This window comes from Bacteroidia bacterium, assembly GCA_023228875.1.
Taxonomy (GTDB): domain Bacteria; phylum Bacteroidota; class Bacteroidia; order NS11-12g; family UBA955; genus JALOAG01.
Genome location: JALOAG010000009.1, coordinates 1 through 11,334, shown reverse-complemented (window position 1 = coordinate 11,334; position 11,334 = coordinate 1). Strand labels below are relative to the sequence as shown.

Here is an 11,334-nt window from a genome sequence, read left to right as displayed (position 1 = left end):
TTTGGACAAACAAAGTCGTATAGTGTACTTACTTCTCAGCTTATTTTATGTACTGACTTTAGTGTGTCATTTTCTACATACCTAAAAGTATGAATACCTCAGATGGGGCAATATCGTTAAAAGACACGGTATAAGTGAAACTTACTTTCCGATACAAAACTTGGAAAAGATTGATGAAAGCACGTCATTATTGGTGATTCGACCTGTGATTGTCCCGAGTTGTTCCAGTGCTGTTTTCAGTTCAAATACTACGATTTCGCCAGAAAGTCCTTCAGACAAACTCTTTTTTGAATTCTGAATTGATTGTAAAGAGTCTTTAAGAGCAGCTAAATGTCGAGTGTTGGAAATAGTAATATCATTGCTAAGGTATTTGTTGTTGCTAAAGTCTTTGAGTTTGTTCAACAAGGGTTCAATACTTCCGGACTTTGCCGATATTTTTACCCAATCTTGGGGAGGTAGTTTGATATTGTTTTCTAAAAACTCGCTTTTGTTAAGTACCCAAATGATTTTGTTTAGATGGGGTTGAAGTTGTAAAATTTCTTCCTCTGCTTCATCAATATGCCTTGCATCAACCAAATAGAAAACTATTTCTGCTTTTTCAATTTTTTCCAAGGTTCTTTCAATGCCAAGTTTCTCAATTTCAGATTCTGTGTCATGTCTAATTCCTGCAGTATCAATCAAACGAAACTGTAGATTATTAAATAAAAAACTCTCTTCTATTGTATCTCTTGTAGTGCCTGCAATGTCAGAAACAATCGCCCTGTCTTCATTTAAAAGCCGATTAAGCAGCGTTGATTTACCGGCATTTGGTTTTCCGGCAATTACAAGCGGAATACCTTTTTTTATGGCGTTTCCCGAGCCAAAAGATTGGATGAGTTTTTGAATATAACGTTCTGCTTTATTGATTCTTTCCATCAATTGCTCTCTATTAGCAAATTCAACATCTTCTTCTGCGAAGTCAAGTTCAAGTTCTAACAAAGAGAGAAATTCCAACAGCGTTTCTCTAATAATTTCAATTTGGTTAGAAACTTCGCCTTTCAACTGAGAAAAAGCAATTTTACGGGCTTGTTCAGATTCTGCATTTATCAAATCAGCAACTGCTTCTGCTTGTGCTAAGTCAAAACGTCCGTTCAGATAAGCTCTTTGGGTAAACTCTCCCGGCAGCGCAGGCTTTGCTCCAAGTTCTATCAGAATATCAATGATTCTTTGACTGATAAAAGGGGAACCATGACAACTGATTTCAACTACATCTTCTTTTGTAAATGAATGTGGTGATTTGAAAACAGAAACAACCACTTCATCAATCTCTTCGTCTTGATAAACAATTTTGCCATAAACCATTGAATTGGTTTGAATGTTTGCAAGTTTTTTTCCAACAAATATTTTTTCTAGCAATTCTATACACCCTCCGCCCGACATACGAATAACATGTATTGCCGAGCGATTGCCTGCTGTCGAAAGTGCAATGATGACCCCTTCTTGTAACATGGGTACAAAGTAACATGACTACTACAAAGAAGTGGCAAAGAAATTTTACAAAAAATCTTTCTGTAACATGGTGATTATCTATATGGTTTTAGGTCTATTCTTTAAAACGTTTATAGGTCAAAGAATCAAACCTGATTTTGGTTTAACCCAATTATAAAACAAAATAAACATCCGTTAAAAAACGCACTTTCCACCACAGAATATTACAAAAAAACACCTTGTTTTGCACGTTGATTTACACATCATTTTATGCTTGATTTCAAAGAAATACTTACAGTTACCTTTACGCTTTTTGCTGTCATTGATGTAATAGGTTCGGTGCCAATTATAATCAATTTACGAGAGAAGTTAGGACATATTCAAAGCAAAACAGCTACCTTGGTTTCAGGTTTGTTAATGTTTGCATTTTTGTTTTTTGGGGAGCAATTTTTAGCATTGCTCAGTGTAGATATACATTCCTTTGCGTTAGCCGGTTCAATTGTAATCTTCATTATTGGTTTGGAGATGGTGTTAGGAATAGAACTGTTCAAAAATGATGTGGACGCTAAAACAGGAAGTATTGTTCCAATTGCATTCCCGTTAATTGCCGGTTCCGGTACTTTAACAACCGTAATGTCGCTGAAGGCAGATTTTCAGTTTAACAGTATTTTGATAGGTATTGTAATAAACTTGCTGGTTATCTATATCGTCTTGCAATCTACACAAAGAATAGAAAAGGCTCTGGGCAAGGGTGGTTTAATGGTTGTGAGAAAGTTCTTTGGTATTATCTTGCTCGCAATTGCAATGAAAATCTTCAAAAATAATTTTACCTTACTGTAATTTTCAAAAGCCTATTTTTGCGCGTCTTTATTATTGTTAATCATGAGAATTCACAGAGAAGGTTTTACGATTCTACTAATAACAACCCTCATATTATTAGGGTTAAATACTGGGATACATTATTTGGGTGTTCCCTATTGGCTTGAAAAGAGTATTCAGGTCTTGTCGCTCGTGTTCTTTGTAATAGTGCTTCAATTCTTTAGAAACCCTATCAGAACATTAAGCTCCGACAACAATGCTATTGTATGTCCGGCAGATGGCAAGGTAGTGGTAATAGAGGAGGTAGAAGAGTCAGAATATTTTAAAGACAAAAGACTTCAAGTAAGTGTTTTTATGTCTCCCTTTAATGTACACATCAACCGCAACCCGGTTTCAGGCGTTGTTGCTTATGCTAAATATCATCCGGGAAAATATTTGGTAGCATGGCATCCAAAGTCTTCTACCGAAAATGAAAGAACGACTTTTGTAATTAAAACAGACAGCGGAAAAGAAGTGTTGTTCAGACAAATTGCCGGTGCACTTGCAAAGCGTATTAAATGGTATATAAAAGAGGGGCAAAGAGTCAATCAAGCAAACGAAATGGGCTTTATTAAGTTTGGGTCAAGGGTAGATTTGTTTTTGCCATTAGATACAAAAATTAATGTGAAAATTGGCGACAAAGTAAAAGGCGGAGTAAGCAAAATAGCCTTCCTGTCTTGATAAATTGGTTTTTTGGTATTAGCTTTGCATAGAATATCAACATATAAATTAATAACATTATGAAAAAACTTATTATTTCCGCTGCCCTACTTATGTTCTTTGCTATAGCAATTAACGCACAAGAACCACCTAAAGACAGTAAAAAGGATACAAAAGTGGAAAACACCTCAGAAAATTCAACTACTGAAAACACAGTAAAAAAACAAGACAACGACCATTGCAAAAAAGATGACAAAAACAAAAAAGATGGCTGTTGTAGTAGCAAGAAAGACAAAAAGAAGAGCAAAAAATCTTGTTGTACTTCTGATAAGAAGAAATAATAGTAACCCATTGTAAAGTTAGCCGCACAAATATTTTGTGCGGCTAATAACTCCCTTAGTTTATTAATTTCTACTAAGCATTTGGTTCATTTCTAAGCAATTCTAAAGAAGTTACTTTTGCAAAAGGACTTTTCCAAAAATGAAAAACAAAATGCTGTAAAACGTCTTAAATTAGCGCTAACCATGCAAAAAATAGAGGCAACCGCGCAAAACACCTTTCGTTTTTTTATTGACTACATCACAGTGCTCACAACTCCTATATAAACCACCCAAAAAACCAACTTAAAAAGCATAGTTGAAAAAACAAGTGTGCTTAAAACGCTTCTAATGAAGCCGTTTTTGATGTTTTTTTCTTTTTTTAGAGAGTTGTGCAACAGCTACCGATGTTATAAGCAGTGGTTCTTCGTCCGTCTGTCGTTGTTCGGTCTGTTTTAAGTCCGCTTTTTCTGTCTGTTGGTTGGTGTGTCGGCAGATTTAATTTTTGCGAAGCGGGGAAGATTTTTTTGTTTTTCTTTTCGGGTAGGCAAAGCAAGCTCTTTGACAAAGCTTTGGTCGTAGCGTTGGCTTGTGCGGCTTTGGCAATGTGCTTGCTTTTAGGGTCGGCTGATTGCATTTATTCTCTTTTGTAATTCTCTAAGTCGTTTTATCAGTTCGTCAAAACTCAACAAGTCTCCATAAATCATAGTTTGTGTCATTGCCTGATAGTCTTGTTCCCAATCTCTTATGATTTTGTCAGGCGGAATGATGTTTATTTTGTCAGGCGAATGGTTGTCATAATCAATTCCTGAAATGGGTGTAAACTTACTGCGGTGCTTTACGATTGTGTTATATAAGTCGGGGTCTTGTAACGCAATTTCTGCATATTCTGTTTGCATAAGTTTTTCAATGTCATACAAGTGTCTGCTAAGGCGTTCTACTCGTATTTTGTCTGTGTCTTTTTGAAATTCTTCGTGTAGCAGGAATATCTTTTCTAAAAATGTTCTTTCAGGGTTTACAACAGGAATAGTTATCGGTTCATCTGAAAATGGTCTGTCAGCAAAAATCTCCGATATGATTGTTCCGAAAGTTCTTTGTGTAAATGGTTCTTTTAATGAACGACTGCCTACTTCCACTAAAACCGCAGGTTTTAGATAGCTGTCTTTTTCGGAAAGGGTCGGATAATAGATTTCAATAATCAAAGGGTCTTGGTCGTGATTTTCCACTTCACGATACTTTACGGTCAAGTCTTTAAAACCCAATTCGGCAAACTTGTTTTTCAGTTCTTCGGTAAAAATTTCTGTAATATACTGATACGACTTTCTTCTCAATCTGCGAATGTCGCCTTTGGTTAGTTCGCCTGTAAAGCCCAAAAATTCCCTGTCCAACACTAAGTCAATATCTTCCGAAAAGCGTTGTATCAAATTCCAACCTTTACTTAAAGAAGTTCCACCTTTGAAAATCAAAACCGATGCACATTCCATTGAAAAAATTACGGCTAAAGTTTGCACTACCCACCAATCTTTTTCTACTGCCGCTATGGACAATTCTTTTTGATTGGCAACTTCTGTAAAAATTTCTTGTCGGTCTTGCTTCGATAATTGAAACCAATATGGTATGCTATTTCTGCTCATTCTCTATTTCTTGTAAAACGGGTAACATTATTTCTCTTATCCAAGCAGGGGCAAGCCGTATGTCGTGTTCAAGCCGTGTCGGTTTTTCGTGTTTTAATAGTTCCTGAATGTGTTTTATTTCTTTGTCAAGCACTTTGTCCTTCCCGATTTCCTTTAATGCCTGAATTGCCAAACCGCTTATTTCACCAACTGTGGCTACGTTTTTTGGGCTTGCTTTTTTAAATGTAATGGTTCGTTTACCGATTTTGATTTTTCGTGCCGAACCGTCTGTAAGATAAACGATGTTCATTGGCACTTGCGTGGAAAGCCCCAAACGGTTGAGTGCATACGAACCTGTCGGGACAATTCTTGCCCTGTCTCTTTTGGCAATGGCAACGGCAACCGCTTCAAGGCTTGGTGTTAATTTCCCGATTAGCTCGCTTGTTGCAGGACGGTAATAAATTCCTGTGGCAAACCGTTCCAACTCACCTGCTTTTACCAAGCGTTCCAATGCTTTATTGGCTGTTTTGGCATTGGCTATCCTGACAAAATTCTCCACGAAAAAGAGCGAACCCCTCTTGGCTTTCTTAATCTTGTCAAGTATCTGTATTTCAATGCTTTCTTGCACTTTTATCTGTTTTCTTGTCGCAAATTTAGGAAATATTTACGACAGAACAAGGATTTTCAGGAACTGTTTGCTTTCGGCTTCACAAAAAGAGAAAGGATAAGCCCGATAGCGACAACCACATCTACAACATTCCACATTTCTCTGCCAAGTGCAATTTTGAAAAACGGTTGAAATAGCAAAGCAAGTCCACCGTAAATAATCATTTCCGTTTGTCTGCCTTGTTGATTGGCTTGGTAGGCAAGAATTGCAAAGCCAACAAGTCCTGCAAACCTTACAAACTGATAGTAGCCGTAAGGCATATCAAGCAAGCAAAGGAAAAACAGAATAGCAAGAATTATTTTTATCGCTTTATCCATAATATTTGATGTAATACAAACCTGTTCCGGGTATTCCGAAACTCCAATATTTTCTACCGTCAGGGCTAACGCCAAAACGAAAACCAAGAAAACCAAAACTGCTTCCAACTCCTTTTTTGGAAACAGTTGTCCGAAACAAACCAAAATTTATGGATTTTCTAAAACGCCAAGCCATTTTTATACTTTCTCAAATTCTAAAATATCGTTTGTTGCCTTGTCTTTTAATTTCAAAGTCGTGTCTTTGATTTCGGTTATCACATACTCAACTTTGTTGTTCAGTAAGTCAATCGCAATTTCATCTTTGGCATTATTGAAACTCCATTTCCCTATATTCATCTGGTTGTTTTCAAAATAACGCAATTCATTGTCAGTTAAAGAGCCGTTAAGAAAATAGTATTCAATTTTATCAACTGCACCTTTTTGTTTCCAAAAAGTATCTTCAAGTTTCGGCTTAGTAATTTGCGATTGCTGAATAGAGTTTGCATTGGTTTTGGTAAGTTCGTCCTGATACCATTTGTCAATAGCAATTTTTGCCAAGTGTTCTTGTTTTTGGGCAAGGTCGTCAAGAATTTTCTGATTGTTTTTTAATTCGTGGTCAAGCCTTTGCTTTTCAACCTGCATAAAAGCATCTCCTTCAAGTTTTGCGGCTTCTCTCGATTTGTCAAGCAGTTCATTGATTTTGGAGTTCCAACGAGAAATTAACTCCTTTTCATTTATGTAATGTTCGTATTCAACTCTATCCAAAATTTCATCATAAGGTCCACGCTTTGAAAGAAGTTTTACGAGTATAGGGGCTGTTTCTATTACTATAAATAAAAGCATAATCATCCAACTTGTCCACATCATTGTAGAGTTAGAAGATGTCAGATTGCCCATTGCTTCAAGTTGGGTAATGAAATTATTAGTGTAGCTTCTTTCTTTAATTTGAACACTTTCGTCAAATTGTATTTTTGCAATGCTGTCTGCTTGTGCCTTAGTTTGCTTTGTTTGTCCAATTTCGGCTTGCTTTTCATTTATTCTTTGAGCTATTAGTGCTTTGTAGTCGTTACGTGCTTTTTGTATCTCTGCGTCTAAATCTTCTACACGCTTTTGCTTAGCTTTGATTTCATTCAAAAGAATATTCCTACTATAAGAGAGGTCGTTAATGCTTTTATTTGCTTCTGCAATAAGTTTACGGTCAATTACAATTCCTGTTGTGTCTTTTATTTCCCTGTAATTATCGGGATTGCCTTTAATTTGACTAATCTTAAAATTATAATCCGAAACTTTCGGGTTATTTGCTTTTGATACATTGTTTAAATCTTGTATTGCAAAATTTCGGTCGCCAAGTAACTTTTTAAAATCATCATTAGTCGGGTCACCTTGACGTAAACTATCAAGAGTTCCCAATTCCGTATTCTGATTTTGAATGCTGTTTTCAAGTTTAGTTAAATCATTAAACTTGTCAATTGATAACTTTTCATCTTCTAATTTCGCTCTCTTATCTTCTAAAATTTGCTGCTCAATACGGCTTTCAAAAATTCTTACTTCTAATGGTTTTGCAATTACAATTGAAATAATGATTGCAAGGATAAATCGGGGTGAAGCCTGTAAAAGTTCTTTTCGCAGATTTCCTTCTTTGCGAATACTTGAAACAATAAATCGGTCAAGGTTCAGAATTACAAATCCCCAAGTAATCCCAAAAAGTATTGCATAAGCAAAAGCGTTTGCATCGCCCCTGAATATTGTGTAAAGGGCATAGCCGCCTGACAAAGAAGCTAAAAGACCTGTAAAGAAGATTGTCCCGCCAATTCCTGCATATTTATTCCATTCAGTTGGGCATTGATGCAGTATTTCTCTATCCGAACCCGAACAAAGAATGAAAAAACGTTGTATCCAACTTGGCTTTCTCATTGTTTTATCTTGATATTTTTCGTCTGATGTTTTCATATACACTTGAAAGGTTAAATAAAGATTGTTTAGGCTTATGCGTTGCTTTCAGTGTCTTTAAATCTATTGAAGGCTCGGTAAATTTTGGCTTCTCATTGTAAAGACTTGACAGATTGATTGAAACATCAATCTTGGGTGAACTTATTTTGATTGGGTTTAAGTTTATTCTACTTGAAAAATCAGGCATTGGCACTTTCAGGCTCTCTAAAACAGGGGTAGGGAAGAGTTTTATATCAACTTCTGCCTCCGCTTCACCAAAATGCCCGATTGCCTTGATTTTGTATGTAATGTCTTTATCGGGTCTTACTTTGATTTCTGTTTTACCTGTAACATCTCCAACTTGATTGTCAATGAGGATAGTATGAGCATTTTCAATTTTCCATTTCAGTGTAACAGGAACTCCATTGATTACGGCTGTTCTGTCAGAAACAAAACTTTTTATTGTTGGTGGAAGCATTACGCCACCCAACACGTTCAACCATTGTTTGTAGCTTAACCGCATACTGCGGTTTTTGTAGCCGTTGTTTATAGTATCATAAAAGGCTTTGTATAAAGCAGGCTTAATTTGTGTTTTCAGTTTGTCAATATACCAATCATAAATACCCGAAACCTCTGTTCTGAAATTAGAATTGTTTTTATCAATTTCTGCCCACTTATGTTTTTTAAAATAGTCTGCCATTTCTTTTTTACCTCTCACTTTCAAAAAGAAAAGCGGGTGAAAATTGAAAAGCATAAAATGAACAGCAATAGCAACCGCCCAAGTGTCGGTATTCAAATCAACTTTTATGATTGGCGAATTGCTGTTGAGCAACTGCTCCTGAATTTCGGGTGCAAGCCATTCGCCTGGCTTGCCGTAGGTCTCTGGGTTGTCATTGATTGCTCCGCCCTCATAGTCAATTAAACAAAGTTTTCCGTCCTTTTCGTTTACGAAAAAGTTTTTAGGATTTAGGTCGGCATAAATAAATTTCATTTGTTCCAAATGAAAAAATGCTTCAACTAAATCGTAAGCCATTTTTAACCTATGGTCAATTGGCAAATTGTAAAAATTGGTTCTTAGCTGTTTTCTCTTGTCTAAATCCTCTTCATTAAAAATTTGACCGAACAACATCCAATCAGTTTTTGGAAGAAGATTAGCCGAATACCCCAAAACTTTTCTACCATTCAAAACTCCCTCGTAACTGAATTGTGGTAATGCCCCCAAAGCATTCACTTGTTGTATTGGCTTTTCGTTTTTTTGCTTTAAATAATTGTTGTGGTTTATTATCTGTTCTTGCAGTTTTACAATGGTATCAAAACCTCTTTTTGCACTTCCCGAACCGTCATCAATGAATATTTTTAAAACTTGCTTTGCAGAAATATTTACTCCATTTACAGAATTGCAAAAATATACTTCCCCAAAAGCTCCGCTATCAAAAGGATTGTCCTCAATCTCTATTGATTTTACGGAATTAAATTCAGGATTTAATTCTGATGTCTTAAATTTCGTTACCTGAATTGCTTTCATCTTTTTTAAGCCAATTGATTTGGTTTTGATAGTTCAATGCTTCCGTTGTTATCAAAATTCCCATTGTTGCATCATCGTCAAATGTTGGTTTTAGTTTTTCTAAATACAGATTTATTGTTTGCTCAACACTTTCTTTGTTGTAAAGCTGGTTGTTCTTGAAAAAATGTTTCAGGTATTCAAAGAATTTCAACATAGTTGGCTCGTAACGAACCCAAACACCTTTATCATTTTTTCCTGCTTTAATTTGGTCGGGAGAATAAATTCCGTCTGTGCAAATCATAAAAATGTCGCCTACACTTTTATCTTTTGCTATTTCAAAAACAGTCGGAACACATTCTGAAAAATCAGCACTATTAGAAATTAGACGGTATAATGCTTCTTTCCCTCCTTCGGGAATTGTATGCGGATTTAGATAGTTTACCGCATTCCACGGAAACAAATAAGCATCTGGAAAGTCATTAAAATTTCCACGAATATGCCAAATAGCACCATTTCCAACATAAGCGACTGTTATCTTTTCTTCTGTTTCAAATACGGTTATTGCAGTTGTTCCGAATAAGTTTTGCTCGTTTTTATCTTCTTCGTTTATCTTTTCGTTTGCAAAGGCAATTAGTTTTTCTTTTGCTTGTTTAAACGCTTCAATAAACTTGGGTTTCGGGTTTTTTCCTGCGTTGTCTTTCAAATCACTTGCTTGTGTTTTGAAAAAATCAATAACCCTTTCGGAAGATTGTTTTGCGTATTTGAAAGTGCCTAAACCGTCAGCAACAAACATTGCATTAAAGTTCTCGCACTCAAATTCGCCTTTGCAATCCTGATTTTCGGACTTGTTCGTGATAGTCGCTGTGGCAATAACTGGATTTTGATATAACTCATCCTTCATTTCCAAATTTTCGTTTAGCAGACATAGAAGAAATAAAGAACTGTCTTAGGTCTGTTTCCTTGTATGTCGTTTTGTAAAGGTTTGCTGCACTTGCTATGTCGGCAAGAACTGTTTTTGCTTCGCTTGTTTCTGTTTCACCTGCTCTTGCCGCTTGTGTGAACAACGAACTGCAAAGCATTATCTTGTCATTTTGTTTTAGCCTGTCAGCTACAGTTTTCGTAAGGTCGGGGGCTTGGCAAAGTCCGTCAGACATCACTATTACTCTTACATCGTGAGGAATACTTGATGCTTCGGGGCTGTTTAGAAATTGGCTTGCCAATTTCTCGGCTTCTTCTAATGCTCTGCCAATGAAAGTTCCGCCACCGTGTCCGTTCATCGGATTGTAGTCGCCAAAATCATCAACTTTTGTAAGTTCTGTAATTGGCGTATGAACTTTAGCATTGTTGTCAAAAGTGATTACGGCAAACGAAAAATTGTTTGCAATTGAACTATTTTTAAAATAGCCCAAAAACTCTCTAACGGCTCTGTTCACGCTGTCAGCCAAAGTAATGTTTCCATCCCCGATAGCTTGCATAGAGCCGCTACCGTCAAGGACTAAAATTCCAAGTTGATGGAATGTTCTGCTTTCGGTTACTTCACCGATGTCTTCGATTTGTGTCATATTTATTTTGAATTATTTGGTTTAAACTTAACAAAAAAGTGTGTAGGCAAGAATTGGCTCTTTTGGTTTTGCGAAGCGTTGGCTTGTGTGTCAGGCAAAACCAAATGTGCCAATTGCGGGTCGGCAGAAAAACAAAAAAATGCGGGTGGGGCAAAAATTAAATCTCTGCGTGTCGGGTCGTGTGTCGCCCAACTCGTGCTTCGGTCTTTGTCGTCCGCCTGTCTGTATGTGCCGCTGTCCGTTACCATTGCTTATAACGTTTTGCGTATATGAGAAGTGGCACTTGCAGACACTTGAAATTTACCACAAATGTTTATGTGCCATTTCTTATATACGCTGTGCCTGTTGCACAACCACACCCATAACTTCATTAGGCAAATATAAATCAATTATGCATGTATTAACAAAAGTGCAATAAGTGTGCATAATTAATTGATTGTCAGTGTTGTATATTTTGCCTT

General features: G+C 36.4%; 14 protein-coding genes. 3 read left to right on the top strand and 11 right to left on the bottom strand.

Annotated features, from left to right (window positions below; genetic code table 11):
* Window positions 1-141 precede the first annotated feature (141 nt).
* On the bottom strand, window positions 142-1,488 hold the full coding sequence (mnmE, locus tag M0R38_09270) for a tRNA uridine-5-carboxymethylaminomethyl(34) synthesis GTPase MnmE (GenBank protein MCK9481932.1): 1,347 nt from the start codon (window positions 1,486-1,488) through the stop codon (window positions 142-144).
* 249 nt (window positions 1,489-1,737) lie between these two features.
* Here mnmE and M0R38_09265 point away from each other — a divergent pair, with 249 nt between their 5' ends.
* From M0R38_09265 to M0R38_09255, 3 genes are read left to right on the top strand one after another with little or no spacing between them, the layout of a single operon-like run.
* Window positions 1,738-2,307, top strand: a complete 570-nt coding sequence (locus M0R38_09265) for a MarC family protein (GenBank protein MCK9481931.1) — start codon at window positions 1,738-1,740, stop codon at window positions 2,305-2,307.
* Between the two features lie 42 nt (window positions 2,308-2,349).
* Window positions 2,350-3,006, top strand: a complete 657-nt coding sequence (locus M0R38_09260) for a phosphatidylserine decarboxylase family protein (GenBank protein ID MCK9481930.1) — start codon at window positions 2,350-2,352, stop codon at window positions 3,004-3,006.
* Between the two features lie 59 nt (window positions 3,007-3,065).
* Window positions 3,066-3,326: a hypothetical protein gene (locus M0R38_09255; GenBank protein MCK9481929.1), complete on the top strand. Its 261-nt coding sequence runs from the start codon at window positions 3,066-3,068 to the stop codon at window positions 3,324-3,326.
* Window positions 3,327-3,684: 358 nt separating this feature from the next.
* Here M0R38_09255 and M0R38_09250 read toward each other — a convergent pair whose 3' ends face one another.
* Genes M0R38_09250 through M0R38_09205 form a run of 10 tightly spaced genes read right to left on the bottom strand, consistent with a single transcriptional unit; the run spans window position 3,685 to window position 11,121 of the window.
* Window positions 3,685-3,939: a hypothetical protein gene (locus M0R38_09250; GenBank protein ID MCK9481928.1), complete on the bottom strand. Its 255-nt coding sequence runs from the start codon at window positions 3,937-3,939 to the stop codon at window positions 3,685-3,687.
* Window positions 3,920-4,936 (bottom strand): nucleotidyl transferase AbiEii/AbiGii toxin family protein, encoded by a 1,017-nt coding sequence (locus M0R38_09245; GenBank protein MCK9481927.1) that lies wholly within the window; start codon window positions 4,934-4,936, stop codon window positions 3,920-3,922. Before M0R38_09245 ends, M0R38_09250 begins: the two co-directional genes overlap by 20 nt.
* Entirely contained in the window at window positions 4,923-5,543 is a 621-nt protein-coding gene (locus M0R38_09240; GenBank protein MCK9481926.1) for a DUF6088 family protein, read from the bottom strand. The genes M0R38_09245 and M0R38_09240 overlap by 14 nt, the downstream gene beginning before the upstream one ends.
* Before the next feature lie 56 nt (window positions 5,544-5,599).
* The gene (locus M0R38_09235; protein MCK9481925.1) at window positions 5,600-5,899 is read right to left on the bottom strand and encodes a hypothetical protein; all 300 of its coding nucleotides are present in this window, start codon (window positions 5,897-5,899) and stop codon (window positions 5,600-5,602) included.
* Window positions 5,892-6,074 carry a DUF4236 domain-containing protein gene (locus tag M0R38_09230; protein ID MCK9481924.1) on the bottom strand — a complete coding sequence of 61 codons (183 nt, stop codon included), beginning with the start codon at window positions 6,072-6,074 and terminating at the stop codon, window positions 5,892-5,894. Before M0R38_09230 ends, M0R38_09235 begins: the two co-directional genes overlap by 8 nt.
* A 2-nt stretch (window positions 6,075-6,076) precedes the next feature.
* Window positions 6,077-7,828 (bottom strand): DUF4407 domain-containing protein, encoded by a 1,752-nt coding sequence (locus M0R38_09225; GenBank protein MCK9481923.1) that lies wholly within the window; start codon window positions 7,826-7,828, stop codon window positions 6,077-6,079.
* Entirely contained in the window at window positions 7,797-9,332 is a 1,536-nt protein-coding gene (locus tag M0R38_09220; GenBank protein ID MCK9481922.1) for a hypothetical protein, read from the bottom strand. The genes M0R38_09225 and M0R38_09220 overlap by 32 nt, the downstream gene beginning before the upstream one ends.
* A complete protein-coding gene (locus M0R38_09215; protein MCK9481921.1) occupies window positions 9,304-10,212 on the bottom strand; it encodes a protein phosphatase 2C family protein in 909 nt (302 codons plus the stop codon). Before M0R38_09215 ends, M0R38_09220 begins: the two co-directional genes overlap by 29 nt.
* Entirely contained in the window at window positions 10,202-10,873 is a 672-nt protein-coding gene (locus M0R38_09210; GenBank protein ID MCK9481920.1) for a VWA domain-containing protein, read from the bottom strand. The genes M0R38_09215 and M0R38_09210 overlap by 11 nt, the downstream gene beginning before the upstream one ends.
* A gap of 2 nt (window positions 10,874-10,875) precedes the next feature.
* A complete protein-coding gene (locus tag M0R38_09205) occupies window positions 10,876-11,121 on the bottom strand; it encodes a hypothetical protein (protein ID MCK9481919.1) in 246 nt (81 codons plus the stop codon).
* Window positions 11,122-11,334 lie beyond the last annotated feature (213 nt).